This window comes from Streptomyces longisporoflavus (assembly GCF_014649775.1).
In the GTDB taxonomy this organism is placed as follows: Bacteria; Actinomycetota; Actinomycetes; order Streptomycetales; family Streptomycetaceae; genus Streptomyces; species Streptomyces longisporoflavus.
Map to the genome: position 1 here is coordinate 41,638 of NZ_BMTR01000017.1, position 24,583 is coordinate 66,220.

21 protein-coding genes are annotated in these 24,583 nt (G+C 70.3%); 10 read left to right on the forward strand and 11 right to left on the reverse strand.

The genetic code is table 11. The features are described 5' to 3' along the window. Positions 1 to 12: 12 nt before the first annotated feature. The gene (locus IE226_RS30125) at positions 13 to 378 is read right to left on the reverse strand and encodes a hypothetical protein (RefSeq protein WP_190084574.1); all 366 of its coding nucleotides are present in this window, start codon (positions 376 to 378) and stop codon (positions 13 to 15) included. Positions 379 to 562: 184 nt separating this feature from the next. Here IE226_RS30125 and IE226_RS30130 point away from each other — a divergent pair, with 184 nt between their 5' ends. Next, positions 563 to 841 carry a hypothetical protein gene (locus tag IE226_RS30130; protein WP_190084575.1) on the forward strand — a complete coding sequence of 93 codons (279 nt, stop codon included), beginning with the start codon at positions 563 to 565 and terminating at the stop codon, positions 839 to 841. A 386-nt stretch (positions 842 to 1,227) separates the two neighbouring features. Then, positions 1,228 to 2,763 (forward strand): APC family permease, encoded by a 1,536-nt coding sequence (locus IE226_RS30135; RefSeq protein WP_190084685.1) that lies wholly within the window; start codon positions 1,228 to 1,230, stop codon positions 2,761 to 2,763. A 19-nt stretch (positions 2,764 to 2,782) separates the two neighbouring features. Here the strand turns inward: IE226_RS30135 and IE226_RS30140 are convergent, their stop codons facing one another. Continuing rightward, entirely contained in the window at positions 2,783 to 4,225 is a 1,443-nt protein-coding gene (locus IE226_RS30140) for an endo-1,4-beta-xylanase (protein WP_190084576.1), read from the reverse strand. A gap of 440 nt (positions 4,226 to 4,665) precedes the next feature. Between IE226_RS30140 and IE226_RS30145 the strand changes: the two genes are divergently transcribed. Further along, on the forward strand, positions 4,666 to 6,132 hold the full coding sequence (locus tag IE226_RS30145; RefSeq protein WP_190084686.1) for a non-reducing end alpha-L-arabinofuranosidase family hydrolase: 1,467 nt from the start codon (positions 4,666 to 4,668) through the stop codon (positions 6,130 to 6,132). Positions 6,133 to 6,253: 121 nt separating this feature from the next. Here the strand turns inward: IE226_RS30145 and IE226_RS30150 are convergent, their stop codons facing one another. From IE226_RS30150 to IE226_RS30160, 3 genes are all read right to left on the reverse strand, one after another. Beyond that, a complete protein-coding gene (locus IE226_RS30150; protein ID WP_190084577.1) occupies positions 6,254 to 7,288 on the reverse strand; it encodes an alcohol dehydrogenase catalytic domain-containing protein in 1,035 nt (344 codons plus the stop codon). A gap of 48 nt (positions 7,289 to 7,336) precedes the next feature. Beyond that, positions 7,337 to 8,323, reverse strand: a complete 987-nt coding sequence (locus tag IE226_RS30155; protein ID WP_190084578.1) for a quinone oxidoreductase family protein — start codon at positions 8,321 to 8,323, stop codon at positions 7,337 to 7,339. Between the two features lie 81 nt (positions 8,324 to 8,404). Then, positions 8,405 to 8,815, reverse strand: coding sequence for a (R)-mandelonitrile lyase (locus tag IE226_RS30160; protein WP_190084579.1), 411 nt, complete (start codon positions 8,813 to 8,815; stop codon positions 8,405 to 8,407). Between the two features lie 171 nt (positions 8,816 to 8,986). Between IE226_RS30160 and IE226_RS30165 the strand changes: the two genes are divergently transcribed. Then, positions 8,987 to 9,847 carry a helix-turn-helix domain-containing protein gene (locus IE226_RS30165; protein WP_190084580.1) on the forward strand — a complete coding sequence of 287 codons (861 nt, stop codon included), beginning with the start codon at positions 8,987 to 8,989 and terminating at the stop codon, positions 9,845 to 9,847. 100 nt (positions 9,848 to 9,947) lie between these two features. Here IE226_RS30165 and IE226_RS30170 read toward each other — a convergent pair whose 3' ends face one another. Both IE226_RS30170 and IE226_RS30175 read right to left on the reverse strand, forming a co-directional pair. Then, positions 9,948 to 14,123 carry a hypothetical protein gene (locus IE226_RS30170; RefSeq protein ID WP_190084581.1) on the reverse strand — a complete coding sequence of 1,392 codons (4,176 nt, stop codon included), beginning with the start codon at positions 14,121 to 14,123 and terminating at the stop codon, positions 9,948 to 9,950. A gap of 70 nt (positions 14,124 to 14,193) precedes the next feature. Beyond that, positions 14,194 to 15,123 carry a LysR family transcriptional regulator gene (locus IE226_RS30175; protein ID WP_190084582.1) on the reverse strand — a complete coding sequence of 310 codons (930 nt, stop codon included), beginning with the start codon at positions 15,121 to 15,123 and terminating at the stop codon, positions 14,194 to 14,196. Between the two features lie 137 nt (positions 15,124 to 15,260). Here IE226_RS30175 and IE226_RS45280 point away from each other — a divergent pair, with 137 nt between their 5' ends. The 6 genes from IE226_RS45280 to IE226_RS30200 all read left to right on the forward strand — a co-directional run bounded on the left by IE226_RS45280 (position 15,261) and on the right by IE226_RS30200 (position 21,068). Beyond that, positions 15,261 to 15,365 (forward strand): putative leader peptide, encoded by a 105-nt coding sequence (locus IE226_RS45280; RefSeq protein WP_373307061.1) that lies wholly within the window; start codon positions 15,261 to 15,263, stop codon positions 15,363 to 15,365. A 226-nt stretch (positions 15,366 to 15,591) separates the two neighbouring features. After that, positions 15,592 to 16,689: a dimethylsulfone monooxygenase SfnG gene (gene sfnG / locus IE226_RS30180; protein ID WP_190084583.1), complete on the forward strand. Its 1,098-nt coding sequence runs from the start codon at positions 15,592 to 15,594 to the stop codon at positions 16,687 to 16,689. A gap of 108 nt (positions 16,690 to 16,797) precedes the next feature. Next, the gene (locus IE226_RS30185; protein WP_190084584.1) at positions 16,798 to 18,018 is read left to right on the forward strand and encodes an acyl-CoA dehydrogenase family protein; all 1,221 of its coding nucleotides are present in this window, start codon (positions 16,798 to 16,800) and stop codon (positions 18,016 to 18,018) included. 77 nt (positions 18,019 to 18,095) lie between these two features. Further along, on the forward strand, positions 18,096 to 18,650 hold the full coding sequence (ssuE, locus tag IE226_RS30190) for an NADPH-dependent FMN reductase (RefSeq protein WP_190084585.1): 555 nt from the start codon (positions 18,096 to 18,098) through the stop codon (positions 18,648 to 18,650). Positions 18,651 to 18,653: 3 nt separating this feature from the next. Next, complete coding sequence (locus tag IE226_RS30195; protein WP_190084586.1) at positions 18,654 to 19,847, forward strand: SfnB family sulfur acquisition oxidoreductase; 1,194 nt, start codon at positions 18,654 to 18,656, stop codon at positions 19,845 to 19,847. Between the two features lie 78 nt (positions 19,848 to 19,925). Then, a complete protein-coding gene (locus IE226_RS30200) occupies positions 19,926 to 21,068 on the forward strand; it encodes an LLM class flavin-dependent oxidoreductase (protein WP_190084587.1) in 1,143 nt (380 codons plus the stop codon). Between the two features lie 84 nt (positions 21,069 to 21,152). On the opposite strand, the gene IE226_RS30205 is transcribed toward IE226_RS30200, so the two are convergent. The 4 genes from IE226_RS30205 to IE226_RS30220 all read right to left on the reverse strand — a co-directional run bounded on the left by IE226_RS30205 (position 21,153) and on the right by IE226_RS30220 (position 24,571). Then, positions 21,153 to 22,049 carry a LysR family transcriptional regulator gene (locus IE226_RS30205; protein WP_190084588.1) on the reverse strand — a complete coding sequence of 299 codons (897 nt, stop codon included), beginning with the start codon at positions 22,047 to 22,049 and terminating at the stop codon, positions 21,153 to 21,155. Between the two features lie 156 nt (positions 22,050 to 22,205). Beyond that, positions 22,206 to 22,580 (reverse strand): cupin domain-containing protein, encoded by a 375-nt coding sequence (locus IE226_RS30210; protein WP_190084589.1) that lies wholly within the window; start codon positions 22,578 to 22,580, stop codon positions 22,206 to 22,208. A 67-nt stretch (positions 22,581 to 22,647) separates the two neighbouring features. Next, positions 22,648 to 24,078: an MFS transporter gene (locus IE226_RS30215; protein WP_229871623.1), complete on the reverse strand. Its 1,431-nt coding sequence runs from the start codon at positions 24,076 to 24,078 to the stop codon at positions 22,648 to 22,650. A gap of 91 nt (positions 24,079 to 24,169) precedes the next feature. After that, complete coding sequence (locus tag IE226_RS30220) at positions 24,170 to 24,571, reverse strand: VOC family protein (RefSeq protein WP_190084590.1); 402 nt, start codon at positions 24,569 to 24,571, stop codon at positions 24,170 to 24,172. Positions 24,572 to 24,583 lie beyond the last annotated feature (12 nt).

Consider the following 24,583-nt stretch of genomic DNA (forward strand, 5'->3'; position numbering starts at 1 on the left):
GTCGGTGCCGGTTCAGGCCCTGTGCAGCAGCCGGGCCAGCAGCAGCGCGCCCCCGGTCGCCGCTCCCATCGCTCCCACCGCTCCCACTGCCCGGAAGCCGCCGGAGGAACGGCAGGACAGCACCGACCACCGCGACTGCGCGGAGAGCAACGACCCCATGCTCAGCCACGACCCGGTGGAGATCAGCGACAGGGAAGACCCGATCGAACCGGCCGACAGGGCGCTTCCGATCGAGCCGACCGACAAGGTCGAACCGACGGAGCCGACGGACAGCACCGAACCCACTGACCCGATCGACAGGATCGAGTCCTTCGACCACAACGACAGCACCGAACCGGAGGAAGTACCGGGGACCGACCGTACGGGCAGCTTTGTCATGAGGCCATCCTGCCCGCAGGCAGGTCCGTCCCGGGGCTTGGAGCGAGCCATTTTCCGGCGAGCCGGCCGTGCCGGTCCAGGCCGCCGCTGTCCGGGTGAAATGCGGCAGGGCACGTCTGTGCGGTGGGCGAAAAGGGGAGGACCTGGACACACCCCCCATGATCGCGTACCTGAAAGGGACCCCATGCGTATCCGTACCGCCTTGGCCGTCACCGCCCTCGCCGCCGCTGCCCTGATGGGCGCCAGCGGTACCGCCCTCGCCAACGACGACGATGACAGGGGCTACCACGGCGGCTTCGCCTACGAGAACCTCGGCGGGCCCGCCGGGATCACCGAGGGCTCCGCTTACCGCTCGGACGACGACGACCGGGGCTGGTCGAGCCGTCTGTCCTACGAGAACCTCGGCGGCCCGGCCGGGATCACCCAGGTCTCCGGTCACGGCGAAGGCGGCTTCGACGACTGAGCACCACCGAGCACCACTGACCGAGCGTCACCCAAAAGGGGGCCCGCCTGGAGCGGGCCCCCTTTTTTCGTCTGCGGGCCGGGCTTCTGGCCCGCTATCTTCGCCTCCCGATCGACGGGGTTGGCGCATCGCTGGCCGGGCGGGCCCTTGGGCTTGTTATTAGTGACGGAACGGTGATCTTCGGTGAGAGGACGCCCGTCGCGGGAGACGCGCCGCGCGCCCTCGCCGCGCGTGAGCCGCGCCCGCGGTTCGGGAGCCGTCTGCCTCCGTGTCGCGTGGCACGCTGACCTCGTGGGTCCGTGATCGTCGAGGAGGTTTGCCACGTGGCGCAGCAACAGCCGGCACAGACTGCCGGCGCCCCGGATGTCCGCGCGGAGGAGAACCGGCTGCGCAAGGACCTCGGGTTCTGGGCTCTGACCGCGATCGGCTTCTCCAACATCCTGGGCTCGGGCTGGCTCTTCGCCGCCATGTACGCCGCCCAGACCGCGGGGCCCGCCGCGCTGCTCTCCTGGGTCGCGGCCGGCCTGCTCTGCGCGCTGGTGGCCCTGGTCATGGTCGAACTCGGCGCCACCAGGCCGGAGGGCGGCGGCACGGTCCGCTGGCCGCTCTACGCGAACGGCCGGCTCGTCGGCACGGTCGTCGGCTGGTCCGTCATGCTCTCCGTGGGCGGCACCGCGGCCGAGATCAGCGCGATCATGCAGTACGCCGACCACTACGTGCCGGGGCTCTATCACGGTGGCGGCATCACCGCGTCGGGCCTGGGCGTCGCCATCGCACTGAGCGTGCTGCTCACCACGCTGAACTGGTTCGCGGTGCGGATGTTCGCCCGTATGAACAACCTGGTGTCGGTGTTCAAGGTCGTCGTCCCGGTGCTCACGGTGGCCGCCCTGTTCCTGTCCGGCACACACTCGGGCCGCCTCACGGACCACGGCGGGTTCGCCCCGTACGGTTACGCGGCCTGCCTCACCGCCCTCGCGGGCGGCGGCATCGTGTACTCGGTGAACGGCTTCCAGGCCCCGCTGGACTTCTCGGGCGAGGCCCGCAATCCGCGCCGCAACGTACCCGCCGCGGTCCTCACCGGGATCGGCCTCGCGGTGCTCGTCTACCTCGGTCTGCAACTCGCCTTCCTCTACACGGTGCCCGACTCCCTGCTCGCGCACGGCTGGCAAGGGGTCAACTTCGAGTCGCCGTTCGGTCAGCTCGCCCTCGTCCTCAACCTGCACTGGCTCGCCACACTGCTCTACGCCGACGCGGTGGTCTCGCCGGGCGGCTCCGCCTACGTGGGTGTCGCGATCGACGCCCGCCACACCTACGCCCTCGCGAAGAACGGCCTGCTCCCCCGCTTCTTCATGCGCATCGATCCCCGGTCCGGCATCGCACGCCGCGCCCTGGTCCTCAACCTCGCGGTCATCGTCCTCTTCATGCTGCCGTTCGGCGGCTGGCAGGACATCGTGAGCGTGATGGGAGACATGTATCTGATCATCTACGCCGCCTCGGCGGTGGCGGTGGCGTCCTTCCGGGCACACGACCGGGAACGTGGTGTGCCCCTGGCGGACGGACACATGCCGGGGGTGCGCTGGATCGCGCCGGTCAGTTTCGCCGTGGCGATCGAGTTCGTCTACTGGTCGGGCTGGGACGATCTGCGACTCGCCCTGCCGCTCGTCCTTGTCGGTCTCCCGCTGTTCCTGCTGCAACGACGCAAGACGCCAGGCGGCTCTCCCGTTGCGGAACTGCGTGTGGGCGCCTGGCTCGTGTTCATCCTGGCGGCGCTGACCCTGTTGTCGTGGCTGGGTACGTTCGGCGGCTCGGGACATCTGCCGGCGCCGTACGACTCGCTCGTGGTGGGCGTCGTCGCCTTCGCGGTCTTCGGGTGGGCGGTGCGTTCGGGCGCCGCCCACCTTCGCGCGAACCCCGCTCACTGAGCGGGGACGGGCGTCCTCCTCAGGTGCGGGTCCAGCGCTGGTTGCTGCCGTTCGAGCAGGAGTAGAGCTGGATCAGGGTTCCGTTGGCGGTGCCGGTCCCGACGGCGTCGAGACAGCGGCCGGACTGGACTCCGACGATGGAACCGTCGGAGTTGAGGCGCCATTTCTGGTTGTCGGCGCCCGAGCATCCGTAGATCTGGACTTTGGCTCCATTGCCGGTGCCGGCGGCGTCCAGACATTTGTTGCCGTAGACCTTGAGCTCACCGGAGGCGGTGGCCGTCCACTGCTGGTTGGTGCTCCCGGAGCAGTCCCACAATTGGACTTGGGTGCCGTCGGTGGTGCCGGCGTTCGGCACGTCCAGGCAGCGGCCCGAGCCGACACCCTTGATCTGTGCGCCGTCCGTGGGCGGCGTGGTGGAACCGCCGTTGAGTGCGTTGAGGACGGCGGTGTACGCGGGCTTCTTGCTGCCGTCGCCGTTGAACAGCAGCGGTGTGTGTTCCGGTCGCCAGGAGTCGGTGTCGCGCACGCCCCAGACGGTGATGCCGAGGCAGCGCGGGACGGCCAGGCAGTCGTTGGTCACGTTGGCGTAGGTAGTGGACGAGGCACCCTGGATGTCGAGTTCGGTGACGGCCACGTCGACGCCGAGCGCGGCGAAGTTCTGCAGGGTGGTGCGGAAGTTGCTGTTGTAGGGGCTGCCGCTGTTGAAGTGCGACTGGAAGCCGACACAGTCGATCGGCACACCGCGCTGCTTGAAGTCCTTGACCATGTTGTACATGGCCTGGGTCTTGGCCCAGGTCCAGTTCTCGACGTTGTAGTCGTTGTAGCAGAGCTTGGCTGCCGGGTCGGCGGCGCGCGCGGTGCGGAACGCGTCCTCGATCCAGTCGTTGCCGGTGCGCTGGAGGTTGGAGTCGCGGCGGGCGCCCGAACTGCCGTCGGCGAAGGCCTCGTTCACGACGTCCCACTGGGCGATCTTGCCCTTGTAGTGGGCCATCACGCCCTTGATGTGGTCGTTCATCGCCTGGCGCAGGGTGCTGCCGCTGAGGTTCTGCATCCAGCCGGGCTGCTGGGAGTGCCAGGCAAGGGTGTGGCCGCGTACCTGCTTGCCGTTCTGCACCGCCCAGTTGTAGACGCGGTCTGCGGCGGCGAAGTTGAACTGGCCCCGCTGCGGTTCGGTGGCGTCGATCTTCATCTCGTTCTCGGCCGTCACCGAGTTGAACTCACGGTTCGCGATCGACGTGTACGTCGAGTCGCCCAGCCTGCCCGAGGCGATGGCGGTGCCGAAGTAGCGGCCGCTCTGCGCCGCGGCGGCACCGAGCGTGCTCTCGGCCGCACTCCCGGCGGCGTGTGCGGTCGGCGGCGAGACGAGGGCGGCGGCCGAGCCGAGTACGCCGACGACCAGCGCTAACAGCAGACCGCGGAGCCTTTGGCGGATGACGGATCTGGGAAGGGCGTACGAGCCCATGACTGTGCCTCCAGAGTAGAAATCACGGAAGGACCGAAGCGCCTCGGCGCCCGCATCGTGCGTACAGCCGTGCGTGGATTCGCCGCACAGCCGCACACCTCACCAGGGACCGATGGGTTCGAAATATCGAACTGTGGCCGGGTTCCCAGACAGGAGATTGGTGCGTTGACGGTGGATCGTCAATACTCCCCGCAGCAGAAGTTTCCGTTCCTCATCCGAAACTTTTCGGAACCCCGGTGAACCGGACAATGGCTGGGACAGGCGCTGTTTACGTACAAGTCGGTGACAGGCCTTGACCGGAGGAGCCCACCTTCCTAGCTTGTGGCGTCAAAGAAACCGGGAATCTCCGAAAAGTTTTCGGGATTACCCCTGCCCCGGTACGGCCGCTCCGCGGTTCATCGGGGTCACTTCTCCCCCCGCCCCCGACGAAGGGCCCCATGATGTGGTTTCACCACTCACCCCCGGTCCGCCTCAGACGCTTACTCGCCGCCCTCGCGCCCTTGTTGCTCGTGGCCACCTTCCTCGGCGCCCAGCCCGCCGGCGCGGCGACCGTAGACCCCGACGCGTCGTATGTGCTGGTCAACCGCAACAGCGGCAAGGCCCTCGACGTCCACAACCTGGCGACCAATGACGGCGCCCGCATCACCCAGTGGACGAGGAACGACCAGAACCAGCAGCAGTGGCAGTTCGTCGATGCCGGCGGCGGCCACTACCGCATCAAGTCCCGCCATTCGGGCAAGGTCCTCGACGTCCACAACTGGTCCACCGGCAACGGCGGTTCGATCGTCCAGTGGGCCGACCTGAACGCCACCAATCAGCAGTGGCGGCTGGCCGACAGCTCGGACGGCTATGTGAGGTTCATTTCGCGCCACAGCGGCAAGGCCCTCGAAGTACAGGGTGCCTCCACCGCCGACAACGCGAACATCGTCCAGTACGACGACTGGGGCGGCGCCAACCAGCAGTGGAAGCTCGTCAAGGTCGGCGGCGACAACCCCGGCCCGTGCGATCTACCGACGGCGTACCGCTGGTCATCGACGGGCGCGCTGGCACAGCCCAAGGCGGGTTGGGCCTCGCTCAAGGACTTCACCGTCGTCCCCTACGACGGCAAACAGCTCGTCTACGCCACGACGCACGACAAGGGAACGAGTTGGGGTTCGATGAACTTCGGCCTGTTCACCAATTGGTCGGAGATGGCCTCGGCCGGCCAGAACACGATGTCGTCCTCCACCGTCGCGCCCACGCTCTTCTACTTCGCGCCGAAGAAGATCTGGGTGCTCGCCTACCAGTGGGGCCGGACCTCCTTCTCCTACCGGACGTCGAGCGACCCCACCAACCCCAATGGCTGGTCGTCGGAGCAGGAACTCTTCTCCGGCAGCATCGCCGGCTCCGGGACGGGCCCCATCGACCAGACGCTCATCGCCGACGGGTCGAACATGTACCTGTTCTTCGCCGGTGACAACGGCAAGATCTACCGTGCCAGTATGCCGATCGGGAACTTCCCTGGCAGCTTCGGCAGCAGCTCGACCGTGGTCATGAGCGATACGACGAACAACCTGTTCGAAGCCCCGCAGGTCTACAAGCTCCAGGGCCAGAACCGCTACCTCATGATCGTCGAGGCGATCGGCTCGCAGGGCCGCTACTTCCGTTCGTTCACGGCCACCAACCTCAACGGCTCGTGGACCCCTCAGGCCGCGACCGAGAACAACCCCTTCGCCGGTAAGGCCAACAGCGGCGCCACCTGGACCAATGACATCAGCCACGGCGAGCTGATCCGCACCAGCCCCGATCAGACCATGACCGTCGACCCCTGCAACCTGCAATTCCTCTACCAGGGGCGCAGCCCCGACTCCAGCGGTGACTACGGGCTCCTGCCCTACCGTCCGGGTCTGCTGACTCTCCAGCGCTGACGGCGTGACACGGACCCGGCTCCGCCGTGGAGCCGGGTCCGCTGCGAGCCGGGTCCGCAGAGCGGACCGGCATCGTGGTCGACCCTTGGCACCGTGGCGAGCGTGGCCCGGGCGCGCGAGGTCAGGGAGTGATCAGGACCTTGAGGGCCTCCCGCTGGTCCATCGCCCGGTAGCCCTCGGGCGTTTCCTCCAGGGAGACCGTGCGGTCGAAGACGCGGCCCGGGTCCACGGTGCCGTCGAGCACGGCGGGCAGCAGCTCGTCGATGTAGGCGCGCACCGGCGCCGGGCCGCCGGTCAGGGTGACGTTCGGGCCGAACAGGCTCATGAAGCCGACCGGGGCGCTCTCGTACTGGGGAACGCCGACCCGGCTGATGACACCGCCGGGGCGGACGGCGCCCACGGCCATGTCGTAGGCGGGCATGTGGCCGACGGCTTCGAGGACGGCCCGGGTGCCGTGGCCGCCGGTCAGCTCGCGGACCTTCGCGATGCCTTCCTCGCCGCGCTCGGGGATCACGTCGGTCGCGCCGAACTCGACACCGAGGTCGGTACGGGATTTGTGACGGCCCATCAGGATGATGCGCTCGGCGCCCAGTTGCCGCGCTGACAGGACGGCGAGCAGGCCGACCGCGCCGTCGCCGATGACGGTGACGGAGTCGCCGGGGCGCACCTGCGCCTGCTTGGCGGCGTGGTAGCCGGTGCCGTACACGTCGGCCAGGGTGAGCAGCGAGGGCAGCAGCGCCTCGTCGACGTCGCCGGGCAGCTTGACCAGGGTGCCCCCGGCCTGCGGAACACGGACCGCCCCGGCCTGGGCGCCGCCGATCCCGGCGGCGTAGAAGCCGCCCTTCGGGCAGGAGGTGTGCAGGCCGGCCCGGCAGTACTCGCAGGTGTTGCAGGCGTACGCGAACGGGGAGACGACCAGGTCGCCGCGGCTGAGGCCGGACACCTCGGAGCCGGTCTCCTCGACCACGCCGAGGAATTCGTGCCCCATCGGCACGGGGCCATCCGCGGCCGTCAGGCTGTGATAGGGGTGCAGGTCGCTGCCGCAGACGCAGGAGCGTACGACGCGGACGACCGCGTCGGTGGGCTGCTCGATGACCGGGTCCGGCGCGTCCTGGACGCGCACGTCGCCGGCTTCGTACATGAAGGCTGCCCGCATGGGGACATCTCGCTTTCGGTGAAGACAATCGGGGGGTGCCTGTACTGCTCAGGGCAGCGTCAGGACGATCTTTCCGTGGGCCTGGTGGGAGCGGAGCCGCCCGGCAGCCTCGGCCGCGTTCGCGAAGGAGTAGGTGCTGTCGACGCGGGGCCGGATGCGGCCGCGGGCGACCCCGGGCAGCAGTTGCTCGCCTGCGGCGGCGATGACCGCGCCGAGTTCGGCCGCTCGGGTGAACCCGAAGGACACCCCGCGGAGCCGCAGCCGCCGATAGGCCAGGGCATCCAGGTCGATGGTGGCGGCTGCTGTGTCCAGGCGGCCGACGCTGACCACGGCTCCGTCGGCGCGGGTGGCGGGCAGGCAGGCGGCGAACATCGCCCCGCCGACGTGATCAAGGACGATCTCCGCGCCCTGCCCGTCGGTCGCGTCGAGGACGGCTTGTGTGAGGTCCTGCTCGCCGGTGACCACGACCGTGTCGGCTCCGGCCCTCCGCAGCGGCTCCGCCTTGGCGGCGCTCCGAGTGGTGGCGATGACCTGGCCGGCCTTCAGCTCCCGGGCGATCCGCACGCCGATCAGGCCGATGCCGGACGTCGCACCGGTGATCAGAACCGACCGGCCGGGCGTGAAGCCGGCTGCCGTCAGCGCCCCGTGCTCGGTCAGCAGACCGGTGGGCAGCGCGCACGCCTCTTCCCATCCGAGCCCGTCGGGCACGGGCAGGACATGCCGGTGGTCGGCGAGCACGTACGCGGCGAAACTCGCCGGACTCGTGCCCATGACCGGCGCACCGGCGGCGACCGTTGTCACGCCCTCGCCGGCACTCGCGATCTCACCGGCGAACTCATAACCGGCCGAGTACTGCGCACCGGTGCCGCCCGCCGCCGGGTCGGCGGCGGACAGCATGGCGGCGTCGGCGTTGTTCAGCGCCACTGCCCGGTTACGGATCAGCACCTGGCCCGGGCCCGGCGCGGGAACGGGGATCTCACGGGCTTCCCAGGCGGGTCCTGTGCCACCGAACAGGGCGGTCATCGTCGCGGCCATGTGTCTGTCTCTCCTTGCCTGCGTGGGTGCGCGCCCGTGGCCCGGACGGACGGGCCGTGGCGGCGGTGGGGCCGCCGGGTGTCAGCCGCGGGTGCGCGGACCGTCGTACGTGGCGTCGTCGACCTTCTCCAGCCAGGTCGTCTCCGGCGAGCCGTCGCCGGTGCCCTCCCACAGCGCGAGGTGCTGCATGAAGCGGTCGGGGGTGGCTCCGTGCCAGTGCTCCTCGCCGGGCGGGCAGGCCACCGTCTCGCCGGGGCGCGCCTCCAGGATCGTGCCGTCGCGGGTGCCGATGAGGGCGACGCCCGCGACGACGTGCAGCGTCTGGCCGACCGCGTGGTGGTGCCAGTCGGTGCGGGCACCGGGCGCGAAGCGCACCATGTTCATGCGCATACGGGAGGGTTCCTGGCCCGCGTAGATCACGTCGAACCAGACGTCACCGGTGAACCAGTCGGCCGGGGCCTTGACGGTCGACTGCGGCTTCAGCTTTTCCATGGGTACTCCAAAATTCATGTGCGGAGGCGGGGCGGCCTTCCGCATGGCACTTATTCACGTTCACACGTGCCCGAAGTTCCGCAAAGAGGAGAATTCCGTCCCGGGACGGATTCACCCCGGGAGGAATTCCTCCCACCCGGGACCGGCCCGGCCGGTGCGAAACTGGGGCGCATGACCAGCAGCGCGCATCTCAAAGAACTCGGCGAGTTCCTCAAGGCCCGGCGGGCCGAACTCAGCCCCCGCACGGTGGGGCTGCCCGACAGCGGCGCGCCCCGCCGCGTGGCCGGGCTGCGCCGGGAGGAGGTCGCCCAGCTGGCGTCCATCAGCACGGACTACTACACCCGTCTCGAACAGGGCCGGATGCAGCCGTCCGCGCCGGTGCTGCAGACGCTGGTGCGGGTGCTGCACCTGGCCGACGACCAGCGCGAGTACCTCTTCGAGCTGGCCGGCCGGATGCCGACCCGCTCCCGGGGCAAGGTCCGCCAGAAGGTCCAGCCGCAGTTGCGGCGCCTTCTCGACCTCACCGCGACCCCCGCGATCGTGCTCGGGCGCCGCATGGACATCCTGGCCTGGAACGCACTCGGCGCGGCCCTGGTGACCGATTTCGGAACGGTCCCGGAGAAGGAGCGCAATTACGTACGCCTTCTGTTCACCGACCCCGCTCTGCGAAAGCTGTATCCGGATTGGGAGAAAGTCGCCCGCACCGCGGTGGCGCAGTTGCGCAGGGAGGCAGCGAAATACCCCGAGGATCCGCGCCTCACCTCGCTCGTCGGAGAACTCTCCGTGCGCGACGAGGATTTCCGTACCTGGTGGGCGAGCCACGAAGTGGCCACCCTCGGCGTCGGCACGAAGGTGCTGCAACACCCGCTGGTGGGTGAACTGACCCTGGACTGGGACACGTTGACCGCCAGCACCGACTCCGACCAGCAGCTGGTGATCTGGACCGCGGAGCCCGGCAGCCCGTCCTACGACGGCCTGCGCATCCTGGCCTCCCGGGCAGCGGACCACCACCGGGCCCCGACGACGCCCTGACCTGCGGGCGGTCCGGGGCAGCATGGGGCGGGGTGTGGCGGGGCGGCATCGTCAGGAGTGGGTCGCCCTTCCGGCTTCTGCGCGTACACGCAGGAACCAGTCAGCCGCGACGCGGCTTCGGCTGTGCTTGTTCCTGTTTCGCCCGGGCCCGGGCGAAACGTTCGTGAACGGGGATCGGGATGACGACCGCTGCGGCGTCGTCCGCCGGGGCGGGCGGCGCAGGGCGGGGGGCCTTCGCGGAGTTGAGCTCCTTGCGGACGGCGCGGTGGTGTTCCAGGGTCCAGGCGTTCCAGCGGCGAATGGTGCGGTCGGCCGGGCGGTCGAGTGCGTGCAGTTGGAGGTGGAGGGCCGCCGCGTCGCGGCCTACGCCGAGGGCCGCCGCGCCCTCTTCCACCAGGGCCGGGACGCTGAAGAGGGGGTTGGTCTCGTACTGGCCCGGCGGGACCGGGGTGACGGCGGACCGGTCCGCCAGCCGGCGCAGGGCGGCGAGGAGATCGGCCGGGGCGTCCGGGAGCCGGTCTATGAGGGCGCGGGCGCCTGCCGTGGCCGGATCGCCGACCGGGCGTTCCGTGAGCGCCCAGGTGACGGCGATCGCGGCGGCCCGCACCCCGCCGGCGTCGGCCAGGGGCTCCGGGACGCGTCCGGTCAGCAGGGCTGTGGCCCAGGTGGCGGGGAGGCCGCGCTCTGCGGCGAGGGCGGCGGCGTGGCTGCCGTCGTCGGTATACGGGCCGGTGCCGAGGAGTCCGGCCCAGGCGGCGGCCATCCGGTCCGCGGCGGCGGTCATACCGCCGGGTGCCCACAGTTCGGCCGGGTCCGGGGGGAGGGCTGCCGCCAGCACGGTACGCCGACCGGCCGGGCCAAGCCTCCTCTCGAACTCTCCGTAGGCCCGGACGGTGTTCTGGTCCGCCTTGTACGGCTTGGTGCGGAGCATCTTGCGGTGCTCGTCGTAGTCGTCTCTGCCGGGGAATCCGTCCAGGACCAGGGCGGCGATCGGGCGCGGCACTCCGGTGCGCCAGCGGAACAGGTCCACCGCCTCTTCGGGCACCGGCACTGGTCCGTGCTCGGCGAGCAAGGCCAGCAGGCGGGGCAGCCGGGTGGTGTCGTCGCCGGTGATGGTGTGGGTCTCGCACTCCTCGGCGTCGGCGGGCGCCGGTTCGCAGGCGCGGTGGAGGAAGGGGGCGAGGCCGCTGCGGACCCGGGCGGAGGCGATCAGGGCGCCGCCCGCGCGGAGTTCGGCGATCCGCTGCTCGGGGGCGCGGCCGGTCCGCCAGGCACCGCCGGCCTCCGCGAACGGCTGTCGGCTCCATACGTCGAGCAGGGCGGTGAGTGCCTGTCGCTCCTGATCGGGGGTGGCAGCGGTGGCAGCGCGCCAGGCCACCGCGTCTATCCGGCCGGTCAGCACCGCCCACTCGGGCGGGGTGGCGGGCAGGGCGAGCACCCGGACCTCGTCCTCGATCTCGCCGCGCAGATACCGGCCGTCGGCGGCGACCGCGGTGAGGAGCGCGGGCTGCGGCTGCGGCGCATGTGCCTCGTAGGCCCGCAGTTGGGGCAGCAGGTCGCGCAGGGCGGGGGCCAGGCGGGTGTCGGGTGCCGGGTCGGGCAGGTCGACGACCGGCCCGGATCGCATGACGCCGACCCGGTGGGACAGTTCCCGGCGGCGGCGCAGTACGTCGGCGGCGAGCCGGGCGGCGCGCTCGACGCCGGCCCGGATGCGCGGGTCGGTCACACCGGGGAGGGCGCCGGGCGCGTCGTTGCCGCTCCATGTGCCGTCGTTGCCATGCTGCAGAAGCAGGCTCAGGTCGGCGTCGGTAACGCCCCGAAGGGCTTTGGAGGATGCCTCGTCGCGAGGGGTGAGGAAGTGCCAGTAGGCGGGCGGCGGCATCGGCCCGGCCTGCTCGCCGAGGGTGGCGCGTACCGGGGAGCGGTGACGGCTGCCGGGGAAGCCCCGGACCTGCCAGAGCAGGGAGTTGTCCTCGGCGGCATGGCCGCGGACGGTGATCTCGCCGGCCACGACGGCGTCCTCCCCGCCGAGCGGCAGGGCGAGGATGCCCCAGGGGCGCCGGCCCCAGTTGCGGCTGCGGTAGGAGGCGGTGCGGCCGTCGATGCTTTCCAGTACGAATTCGCGGGGCGAGGGCCCGTCGTACGGCGTGCGGTAGTTGACCCGGCAGCCGGTGAGCCGCCCGTCCTGGCCCAGCGGGGAGGGCGGGGCGCCCGGCGGCAGCGCGGCGAGGATCCGGTGATCGACGAAGGGTTCGGTTCCGGGCGGTGTGCCGACGGGGCGGTGGAACGCGGGCAGGGTGCGGTCGTCGGTGGGGGCGCCCGTGTCCGGGTCGAAGCGGCCCCAGCCGTTCCTGCGTTCGCCGAAGACCTCGGAGCTCCAGAGGGCCTGGCCGTCGTACATCTGGTAGTCGCGGTGGCCGATGCCCTCGTGGCCACCGGCGCGCAGGACGCGTTCGCCGTCGAAGCGCCCGCCGGCGTCGGGGGTTTCGAAGTGATAGCCGAGGCCGCCCTGGATGCTGCCGCCGTAGGGGGCGAGTCCGAACGTCTCCTCCGGTTCGAAGATCTCGCCGGGCCGGTCGGACCAGTAGGCGTTACGGGGCCGCCGGTCGTCCTCGGCTTCGGCCCACGCCACGAGGAACTGGCCGCCTACCCAGTGCACGGTGTGGGAGCGGGACGCGTCGGGCAGCTCCAAGGTGTGATCGCCGCGCCGGCCTGCGTGATCGACCGCGATGGCGCGCGCTCCCCCGTACACGGTGAGCACCGGCCAGGTGCAGGTGACGTGCAGGGTTTCGTCCGGCCGGAACTCGGCAAGGGCCTGCTCCAGTGCGGGCCAGCCCAGCTCCTCGGGCAGTCCGGCGCGCAGGCTGCGAGCCAGCGGGCCGGTGAGGTCGAGGGCGTCGAGGGCTTCCTCGATGCCGTCCAGGGCGGTGGCGGTGGGCCGGTCGAGAAGGTCGCGCAGTTCGTCGACGGCTTCGTCGGCTGCGGCGAGGCCGCCGCCGCGCAGGGCGTCGAGCAGCTTCTCGATCCGGGTGTGCACCTCGGCGGCGACGCCCGGGTTGTGCGGGAGTCGGCTGATGGCGGTGCCTGTGCGGGGCCCGGTGGAGCCACCGGAGCTGGTACGGGGCCCGGCGTGCACGGTGCCCTCCAGGCGGGGCCCGAACACCGGGTCGGCGGCGAGCGCCTTGAGGTCCCGTCGCGAACGTTCGCCCCAGAATTCCAAGGGGATGGCGGCGCCGGGGTCCTCCACGGTCAGGCCCTCGGCGAGACATTGGTCGAGCAGGTCCGCGTCCAGGTGCTGCCACCGGTAGCGGTCCTCGTGCAGCCGGACCGGGGCGCCGACCGCCCGCAGCAACGGCGCGAACCGGCTTACCAGGTCCAGGAGTTCGGGTGGCATGGGCTGGCGGGTCACCCCGCCACCGGCGACAGGGCGGTGCGAGTAGCGGGCGGAGTAGCGGCGCAGCCAGTCGCCGAGGCCGCCCTCGGGCGCGATCCGGCCGGCCGCTGCGGCGTCGGCGACGCCGCAGCGGACGAGCAGCCGCAGCCAGGCAGCCGCGTCGTTCTTCGACTCGGGGAACAGGTCGAGCAGCCCGGTGGCCTGCTCGTCCGTCGGCGGGTGCGCGGCGAGCGGTCCGGCGGCGGCGTCGAGCAGCCGGTCGGGTACGGCCTTACCCCGAGCCGCGGCCAGCAGCCCGCCCAGCACCCTGGCTTCCTCGTCGATGCCGAGGTCGGCGGCGCGGGCCGAGTCGCGGACCCGGCGGGCCAGGTCGGCGGGAAGGTCACCGGGCGACGCCGACCAGACAGTCAGCAGGCGGACGAACTCGCGGTGTGCGTCGCCCGGTTCGAGGATTCCGGCCAGCCAGCCGCGGTGGCCGCTGAGTTCGGTGGCGGGCAGGGCGCCGAACCGGGCGAACAGCAGCACGTTCACCCGCCGCCAGTCGGGGTCGACGTGCAGCTGGTGCTCGCGTTCGGCGACGCGCGCCTGGCCGTAGGCGCGGGCCGCCGAGCGGCGGTGCGTCTCCAACAACCAGTGGCCGACGGTGTCCCAGAACCAGGGCAGATGAGCCGCCGGCAGCCCCCGGGCCAGCCGCTCCATGTCGTCCACGAACCGCCCGGGCTTCTCCCGGGCCCGCGCCCGCTTCCGCCCGGCCTCGCCGAGCACGGCCCGCGCGGTGGCCTCGGCGCCCGGATCCCGGGTGCGCGCCCAGTCGGCGTAGGTCTCGGAGACGCGGTGGTTGGCCGGGAGCGGAACGGAAGTGCTGCTGGTGCGGCTGGTCATACCCTGATCGTGCCAGCCGGCACTGACAGTGGGTCCGCGAGTCCCCCCAGGGGCGGCGTCCCCTCGCCCGTCATGCCGTCGGGGAAACTGCGCGCGAGATCGCGTTCAGTTTTCTGGCCCTGCGCACGAACCCCTGGTGCAGGTCCTGTGCCGCCTGCGCCACCGCGTCGCCTCTCCGGCGCTGCAGCATGAGAAGGACGCATGTCGAGTCGTCCGCAATCGGCCGGTAGGTGATCCTGCCGAGCCGTTCCAGCGGATCGCCGATCACACTGAAGTCCGGCAGGACCGTCGCACCGAGCCCCTCGGCCACCATCAGCTTGCCCATCTCGGCACCGTCGGTGGAGTACGAGAACACCGGGTCCCGGCCTGCCAGGAGCCGGTGCACGAACCGGTGCATGACATAACCCGAGCGCATCGCCACCAGAGGTTCGCTGATCAGTTCCTCTACCGTGATCGCCCGTCGGGCGGCGAGCGGGCTGTCGGGGTGCACGCACACCACCGGTCTGCCGCGCAGGAGCTGGGACGACTCCAGGCCCGCGGGCACGTCGTCGCCGGCGAGATGGTTGACGAGGCCCAGGTCGAAGCCGCCTTCGGTCAGGCCCCGTTGAATCTCCGTCTGCTGCGTCCCGACCACCTCGACCTGGGTGACCGGATGCGTCGCGCGGAACTCCCGGACCACGGGTACGAGAAGGGGAACCGTCGCCGCGTTCACCGTGCCGACCCGCACCATGCGGCTGATCCGGTGTTGCTCGCCGGCTGCGGCCCGGAGCCGGTCAAGCGCCTCCAGCACGCGCGCGATGTGCGGCAGCAGCTCCCGGCCCTGTGCGCTCATCGTCGATCCGGAGCGCTTGCGCTCCAGGAGGTCGACTCCCAGCTCCCGCTCCAGGTTCCTGACGGTCTCGCTCAACGCGGGCTGCGACACGCGCAGTTCCTCCGCCGCCCGGCGCAGAGAGCCGAGCCGGGTCACCGCGGCAATGTATTCCAGTTGTTCGGTCCGCATCCCAGCAGAATGCGGATGCCAATCCGGGCCGTGCAAGGGTTCCCCTGTCACAGGCTCGTGAAATTCAATGGTCCACGATGCGAAACCGGTCGGGTTTCCCTTGACGGTTCTCAGGACGCCCTGCCAGCATCGAATCCATGAACAGGCAACTGGACCTCACGCGGCGACTCCACGTCGACCTCGCGCGCGTCTCCAGTGCCTCCTGTCGTGCTTGCGGCCTTGATCGCCGGCTTGCGGCCTGAATCGCCAACCCGCCGCCTGAATGGCTGCTGGCTCACGGCCTGAACCGCCGGCTCGCGGCCTGAATCGCTGATCCGCCGCCCCCTCTCTCTCCCTCCCCCAGCACCCGCACCCGTCACACCGACCGGCGTGCCGTGCTGTCCTCGCACTGCCTGAATCCGGCTTCCCCACAAGCCTGCCGAATTCGGCGTGCCCGAAATTCCCAGCATTCCGCGACAGGAGTTCTGCATGCCCGCGCCCCTGAAATTCGCCTATTGGGTCCCCAATGTCAGCGGCGGCCTGGTCACCAGCAAAATCGAACAACGCACCGACTGGGGCTACGAATACAACCGGGAACTCGCCGTCCTCGCCGAGAACAACGGCTTCGACTACGCCCTCAGCCAGGTCCGCTACATGGCCAGCTACGGAGCCGAGTACCAGCACGAGTCCACCAGTTTCAGCCTCGCCCTGCTGCTGGCCACCGAGCGTTTGAAGGTCATCGCCGCCGTGCATCCCGGACTGTGGCATCCCGGCGTCCTCGCCAAGCTCGGTGCCACGGCGGACCACCTCTCCAAGGGCCGGTTCGCGGTCAACGTCGTCAGCGGCTGGTTCAAGGGCGAGTTCACCGCCCTGGGCGAGCCCTGGCTCGAGCACGACGAGCGCTACCGCCGCACCGAGGAGTTCATTCGCGCGCTCCGCCAGATCTGGACCGAGGACCACACCGAACTCGCGGGCGACTTCTACCGGCTGCGCGACTTCACCCTCAAACCCAAGCCCCTGAACACCCCCGAGCGGCCTCATCCGGAGATCTTCCAGGGCGGCAACTCCACGGCCGCGCGCGCCATGGCGGGCCGCGTCTCCGACTGGTACTTCTCCAACGGCAAGGACTTCGCCGGAGTCACCGAGCAGGTCGACGACGTACGCAAGTCCGCCGCCGAAGCGGGCCGCAGCGCACCGAAGTTCGGCCTCAACGGCTTCCTCATCGCCCGTGACACGGAGGCCGAGGCACGCGAGACGCTGCGCGAGATCGTCGCCAAGGCCGACACCGAGGCCGTCGAAGGCTTCGGGGCGGCCGTCAAGCAGGCCGGCCGGTCCGCCGCCGACGGCAAGGGCATGTGGCAGGACTCCTCCTTCGAGGACCTGGTGCAGTACAACGACGGCTTCCGCACCGGGCTCATCGGCACGCCGGAGCAGGTCGCCGAGCGGATCGTCGCCTACAAGAAGCTCGGCGTCGACCTGCTCCTGCTCGGCTTCCTGCACTACCACGAGGAAGTCGAGTACTTCGGCCGACGGGTCCTGCCCCTGGTGCGCGAGCTGGAGTCCCAACTCGCAGACACCGAAGGGTAGTTCGCGCACCCTCCGCGCGATCTCACCCGCCCACATCCCCGCGCGATCACCCGCGCACCTTCCGTACAACCCACCTTCCGCACCGCTCCCTGAAAGAGGTCACGCACCATGAGCACCACCACGCCGCCCGTCGACTGGCAGACCCGCCCCACCCCGCAGTCAGCCGAGGACTGGATCACCCGCGCCGCCGAGGTAGCCACTGTCCTGGCCACCGACGCCGCCGCCCGCGACCAGGCCGGCGCCACCCCGTACGCCGAGGTCCAGCTCCTCAAGGACTCGGGCCTGGTCACCCTGCTCGGCCCCACCGAGCACGGCGGCGCGGGCCAGACGTGGCCGACTGCCTACCGGGTGGTCCGCGAGGTGTCCAAGGCCGACGGTTCCATCGGCCAGCTCCTCGGCTACCACTACCTGTGGAACTGGGCCGCCCGTCTGGTGGGCACCCGCGAGCAGTGGGAGCACGTGGAGGCCGAGGCGGCCAGGAACCGCTGGTTCTTCGGCGGAGCCGTCAATCCGCGCGACGCGGACGTCGTCGTCACCGAGGACGGCGACGACCTGGTCTTCACCGGTCGGAAGACCTTCTCCACCGGCAGCAAGGTCTCGGACGTCACCGTCCTGGAGGGCGTCTTCGAAGGCACCGACCAGCACGTCTTCGCGATTGTCCCCTCCGACAGCGACGGCCTGGCCTTCCACGACGACTGGGACAACATCGGCCAGCGGCTCACCGAGAGCGGCGGCGTGACCCTCGACGGCGTCCGCACCCCGTGGGCCTCAGCGGCCGGATACGTCGACAAGAAGTTCCAGCCGCGCGTCTACAACACCCTCAACGTCCCCACCATTCAGCTGGTGTTCGTCAGCTTCTACCTCGGCATCGCGGGCGGCGCTCTGCAGACAGCCGCCACCTACACACGTGAGAAGACGCGCCCCTGGCTGCACGGCGGCCATGAGCGCGCGGTCGACGAGCCGTATGTCATCGACATCTACGGCGACCTCACCGCGAAGCTGTGGGCGGTCGAGGCACTGGCCGACGCGGTCGCCGCCGAAGGGCAGCGACTGCACGAGGAGCCCGACGCGGTCACCGAGCAGTCCCGTGGCGAATTCGAGGTGCGGGTGGCCGCGGTCAAGGCACGCGCCACCGATGTCGCCCTGGAAGTGTCCAGCCGCATCTTCGAGGTCACCGGGGCCCGCTCGACCGCCAACTCCGAGGGGCTTGACCGGTTCTGGCGCAATGTGCGCACCCACACCCTGCACGACCCGGTCTCGTACAAGCGCCGCGAAGTCGGACGCTGGGTCCTGAGCGGTGAGCTGCCCGAACCGACCTGGTACTCCTGACCGACCTGGTACCCCTGACCGCTCCCGGGGGCGCCTCCCCCACCGCGGGAGGCGCCCCACCATCCGAAAGGGCACCCATGGCCACCGTCCTGTCCGTCTCCGGCAGCCCCTCCGCCACCTCCCGCACCGGAAAACTGCTGCGCCATCTGGATACGCGCCTCGCCGCCCGGGGCCACGAGGTGATCCCGCTCGACGTCCGCACCATCCCCGCCGAAGCGCTCCTGGGCGCCGACTTCCGCCACCCCGCGATCATCGAGGCCACCGAGCTGTTCGCCCGCGCCGACGGAATCGTCATCGGCACCCCCGTCTACAAGGCGGCCTACTCCGGCGTCCTCAAGGCCCTCCTCGACCTGCTCCCGCAGTACGCACTCGCCGGCAAGACCGTGCTCCCCCTGGCCACCGGCGGCACCACGGCCCACGTACTGGCCATCGACTACGCCCTGCGCCCGGTGCTCAGTTCCATGGGCGCCGGCCACATCGTCCAGGGCTGGTTCACCCTCGACAAGGACTTGACCGCCCACGAGGACGGCACCCTGACCGTCGCACCGGCCGCGGGCGAGGCGCTGACCCAGGTCCTCGACCAGTTCGTGTCGGCGCTCGGCCGTACGCCGCTGCTGGCCGCGGCGGGCTGAGCGATGCCCGGCCAGGCTGCCCATGTCATCGCCGACGACACGGAGGCCCTCGCCGTCGCCGCGTCGCTGGCCGAGGAGTTCCGTACGGACGCCTCCGCACGGGACGTCGAACGCCGTCTGCCGCGTGCGGAGCTGGACCGGCTCTCCGCGTCCGGCCTGCTCGCCGTCACCGTCCCCGCCGAACACGGCGGGGCGGACGTCTCCGCCGAGACGCTCGCCGAGGTCTTCCGTCTGCTGGCCGCTGCCGACGCCAGCCTCGCCCAGATCCCGCAGAGCCACTTCGCCTACATCAACGTGATCCGCCGCCAAGGAACCGACGAGCAGCAGAAGTTCTTCTACGCCGAGCTGCTCTCGGGGGCCCGATTCGGCAACGCGCAGTCGGAGGCGGGAACCAAACACGTCCAGGACATCCGCACCCGTCTGCAACTGCGACCGGACGGCTCCTACGACCTGACCGGGGTCAAGCACTACTCCACCGGCGCGCTCTTCGCCCACTGGATCCCCGTACTGGCCCGTACGGACGACGACGCCCTGCAGGTGGCCTTCGTGCCCCGTGACGCGCCGGGCCTCAGCGTCGTCGACGACTGGGACGGCCTGGGCCAGCGCACGACCGCCAGCGGCACCGTCCGTCTGGAGGCCGTACGGGTGCCGGCCGACCGCGTCCTGCCGCATCACCTCACCTTCCAGGGGCCGCAACTGCAGGGCGCCGTGGCCCAGTTGCTGCACGCGGCGATCGACACCGGCATTGCCTCCGGCGCCCTGGCGGAGGCGGCCCAGTTCGTACGGACCAAGAGCCGCCCCTGGTTCGAGAGCGGCGTCGAGACGGCCGCCGAGGACCCACTGCTGATCCAGCGCTTCGGTGAACTCGCCATACGGGTGAGGGCGGCGAAGGCACTGCTGGGGGATGCCGGGCGAGCCGTGGACGCATCCCGAGCCGACCTCACCGACGAGTCTGCGGCCGAGGCGTCCATCGCGGTGGCCGCCGCCAAGGTACTGGCCGCGCAGACCGCCGTAGAGGTGGCCGACGCCCTCTTCGAGGTGTCCGGGACCCGCTCGGCCCTCAACTCCCTCAACCTGCACCGCTACTGGCGAGACGCGCGCACCCATACGCTCCACGACCCGGTCCGCTGGAAGATCCAGCACATCGGCCGGTACGTACTCAACAACACCCGGCCGCCCCGCCACGGCCTGCTCTGACAGACCGCCCCGGACCTGTCAGGCACCAGATCCACATCCTCTGACTCCTGACGCCTGACTCCTGAACGGAGACACCACGTGCCCCTCACCTTCCACTGGTTCTTGCCCACCAACGGCGACAGCCGCCATGTCGTGGGCGGCGGTCACGGCACGCCGGCCACCGCCAGCGGACGGGACCGGCCGCCGACGGTGGCCTACCTGAGCCAGATCGCCCGCGCCGCGGAGGAGCTGGGCTTCGTGGGCGCGCTGACACCCACCGGCGCCTGGTGCGAGGACGCGTGGCTGACCACCGCGATGGTGGCCCAGCACACGGAGCGGCTGAAGTTCCTGGTCGCTTTCCGCCCGGGCTTCGTCTCCCCCACACTCGCCGCGCAGATGGCCTCCACCTTCCAGCGGCAGACCGGGGGCCGGCTCCTGCTCAACGTGGTCACCGGCGGCGAGAGTCACGAGCAGCGCGCCTACGGCGACTTCCTGGACAAGGACGCCCGCTACCGCCGCACCGGAGAGTTCCTGGAGATCGTCCGGGCTCTGTGGGAGGGCAAGACGGTCGACCTGCGGGGCGAACACCTCGGTGTGGAGGGCGCGAAGCTGGCGCGGACGCCGGACCCGGTCCCCGAGGTCTACTTCGGCGGCTCCTCGCCGATCGCGGGCGAGACAGCCGCCCGGCATGTCGACGTGTACCTCACCTGGGGCGAGCCCCCGGCACAGGTCGCCGAGAAGATCACCTTGATCCGGGAACTGGCCGCGAGAGAGCGGCGTACGGTGCGGTTCGGCATCCGGCTTCACGTCATCACCCGGGACACATCCGAGCAGGCGTGGGCCGAGGCCGACCGGCTGCTCGCAGGTTTCGACCAGGAGACGGTGGCGTCGGTACAAGCGGGGCTCGCCCGCAGCGAATCCGAGGGACAGCAGCGGATGCTCGCGCTGCACGGCGGCGGCGACCGGCGCAGCCTGGAGATCCACCCCAACCTCTGGGCAGGAATCGGCCTGGTCCGCGGCGGCGCCGGCACGGCACTGGTCGGCAGCCACGCGGAGGTCGCGGACCGGATCAAGGAGTACGCCGCTCTGGGCATCGACGAGTTCATCTTCTCCGGCTATCCGCACCTGGAGGAGGCGTACTGGTTCGGCGAGGGCGTACTGCCCCGCCTGGCCGCGGAGGGCCTTTGGCGACACCCCTTCGAGAGGGACGGGGATCCGGCCGTCCAAGTGCCGTTCACCTGACAGATCCCCGGCAGGGCCGAGTATCCGGACAAGGGGGCGAACAACGCGACCCCTCGCCTCGTTACTTCTCGTCCTGCTCCACTGTCATGCACTCGTGATGGTCGCGGCGGATGCTGGTCCATACGCCCCTACAGTCTCCCGTGCCATCCTCACGAACCTCCCCAGCTGCGGATGCCCGCCGTGCTGCGGATATATCAGGTTCAGTGGCACGCTCGGAGCGTCTGGAATCGTCAGAAAGGAGACGAACGCGTGGAAGTGCTGGCGGCCCACGAACTCCGGCACGACCCCGAGCCCTTTGTTCGCCGCCACCGCCTCCAGCCATTCGTCGAAGTTGCGGCACACGACTGCCACGTCCGGTCGCCGGTCGATGGGCCACTCGTCCAGATTCGTCGTACCGCTCACCTCGTTCAGCACGAGTTGGTGGTCCGCGATCTCCTGCCAGCTCATCTCCTCCCGCTCGGCCAGCTCCGAACGGGTCGACACCGCGACGATCCTGCGTTCGTGCAGCAGCGTCACTGCCTGCATGCCCGGCGCCCGTACGCGCCCTCGCAACACCGCCACGTCCGCGTCCCCGCGATCCACCCCCGCGAGTTTCGCGTCGTGCCGTTGCACACGTACCGTCAGTCCGGTCTCCGCCTCGAAGCGGGCGATTGTCTCCTGCGGCCAGCCGGACGGGAACCCCCAGGCGAAGCCCACGCGGAACGTCTCGTCCTCCGGTTCGGGTCGCAGCGCCGCCTCCAGCCTCGGTATGAGGAAGCTGAGTTGACTGTAGAGGGCCTCACCGGCCGAGGTGAGCGCCACCTGCCGTGTTGTGCGTTCGAGCAGCCGTCTCCCGATCAGCTCTTCCAGGCGTCGTATGTTGCGACTGAGAGTTGGCTGAGAGACATCCATCCGCTTCGCGGCACGCGTGAAGTGCTTGTCTTCCGCCAGTGCCAGGAACCCGCGCAGGTGGTGTAGCTCGATGCTCATGCCGAGCAGCATATGCAGACTGTTGAACCCGCATCCCCACCCGGGTGGCTCCCTCGAAAGCCTGCGATAGTCTCGCTATTCCTCGTCAATTACCGTTTGTCGGGATGCGAAGGGGCCCGGACGCCGGGTCCGGGCCCCTGTGTCGCAGACGCGATCCTCCCCTCGGACTCAGGCCTGGTACTCCGTCTGCGTCACGTGTTCCTTCCACTCCGTCGGGCCGTCAGTGACCGCGATGTGTGTCATGAAGGTCCCCGGACCCGCCCCGTGCCAGTGCTCTTCGCCGGGGTGGCAGACGACTGTGTCGCCGGCCCGGATCTCCTGCACCTCGCCGCTGCGGAAACCCAGGAGTCCGACTCCCTCTGTGACATGCAGGACCTGGCCCGCCGGGTGGCGGTGCCAGGCGCTGCGCGCGCCGGGGGTGAACAGTACGTTGCGCACTTCGGCGTTGGCGGTGGCGCCGATGCGCGGCCACAGCCAGACATCCCCGTGGAAGCGGTCCTCGGGACCCTTGGTCGCGTCTCCGGGGTGGCGGATGACATCCATGGTGTGTACTCCTCAGTCCAGTGGTTCGTTCGTCGATGGTTTGTTGTTCGTGCCAGCGGCCAGAGCTCTACGCCTTCCCGTCTCCCCCGGTCCTCCCGGCCAGGAAGACCAGCCCGGAGGCCGCGACCGACACGACCGCGAGCACCGCGTTCGTCGTGCCGAACGCCCCGTGCGCTGTGCCTGTGTGCTCCGCCAGAGCGAGGTAGACGGTGCCGAAGACCGCGACGCCCATCGTTCCGCCGACCTGAAGCGTGGTGTTGAACAGGCCACTGACGTCTGGCGCGTACTCCGGCTCGACCGACTCCGTGAGGTGCGCCAGCGTTCCGCTGAACGCCGCGCCGTAGCCGATACCGCCGATACCGAGCAGCAGCACCAACCAAGCAGTGGTCTGCAGGCCGGCCGCGATGCCCGCGAAGGACACGGCCATCAGGAGGCCACCCACCGGGGCTGCCAAGCGGCGGCTGCGCGCGCCCGTGCGGCCCAGGAGAGGACCGACCGCTGCGAACGTCGCCACCCAGGCGATGGGCACGAGCCCCGCGTACACCGCGCTCTTGCCCAGGCCCTGCTGGAGGTAGAGCGCGAGGACGAAGAGCAGGGCGAAGTAGCCGGCGCGGGTGGCCGCCTGGGAAACCAGGGCGAGCGACACCGGGGCCCGGGAGAGCAGCGACACGTTCACCAGCGGGTCGCCACCCCGCCGCGCGGTGTCCCGCTCGACCTTCGCGAACAGCGCGAAGACGGGCAGCGAGGCGGCCAGACACAGCCAGGTCCACAGCGGCCAGCCCGCGTCCTGTCCCAGCACCAGCGGGGTGACCAGCAGGAACAGAGCCAGGGAAAGCAGGCCCACGCCCATCAGGTCGAGCTTCTTGCGGCCGAGACCCTCGTCGGCGGGCAGGAAGGCGTACGAGGTGATCAGCAGGACGATCCCGAGCGGGATATTGATGAGGAAGATCGGGCGCCAGCCGCTTCCCAGGATGTCCGCCGAGACCAGGACGCCTCCCAACGCCTGGCCGACCACCGAGCTGACACCGAGGACACCGGTGTAGGCGCCGAGCGCGCGGCGCCGGGCTTCTCCCGCGAAGTTGACCTGGATGCTGGTCAGGACCTGGGAGACCATCAGTGCCGCGCCCACGCCCTGCACTACGCGCGCCACTACCAGCGTGGCGCCGTTCGGTGCGAGTCCGCAGCCGAGGGAGGACAGGGTGAAGACTGCCAGGCCGGTGAGATAGATCCGGCGCCGCCCGCGGATCTCACCGAGCCGCGCGCCGGTGATCAGGAGCATCGCGTACGCGAGGGTGTATCCGGAGACGATCAGTTCCAGTTCGCCGCCCGAGGCGTGCAGGCGGTCGTGTATCGAGGGGATGGCGACATTGACGACGGCTATGTCTACGTTGCCGAGGAACATGCCGCCGAGCAGAGAGGCGAGTACCCACCCCGCCCGGGGCGCGGGGCGTCCGGACGTCTCTGACCCCGTGGTCTGTTGCGCCGCAGTGGTCTTCACGGAATCCATCCCTCGCCTGACCGCCCCATGTGTACCGTCGCCGCGTGCCCCTTGGTCCTCCCTGACACCCGCGGCCATGCGAATGCCGCCACTACACCGCGTCCCGCTGCACCAGCTGGAACTGGATGCCCTTCGAAGTGCCGGGCTGCGTCCAGGCGTTGAGGTTCGGGCCGACGGGTACCGGCTCGCTTGTGGTCAGCTCGACGCCGAGCCCCTGCACCGCCCGCATGATCGACGGCACGTCGTCGACCTCGACGCCGATGTGCTCGATCGTCGCCTGCTTGCCCTCGCCCAGACGGCGCTCGCGTGCCTCGGGCGTGGTGGGCTCGATGAGCTCGATGCGGCCGTCGCCGCAGTGGTAGAACGCGATCTTCACCTGCCGCTCGGGGACCTCTTGGGCCCGTTCCAGGACCATTCCCAGGCTTTCCAGGAACGCCCTGGCCTCGGCCAGGTCGTCGACCACCACTCCGATGTGATCGATACGCTTGAACATTCTCGACTTCCT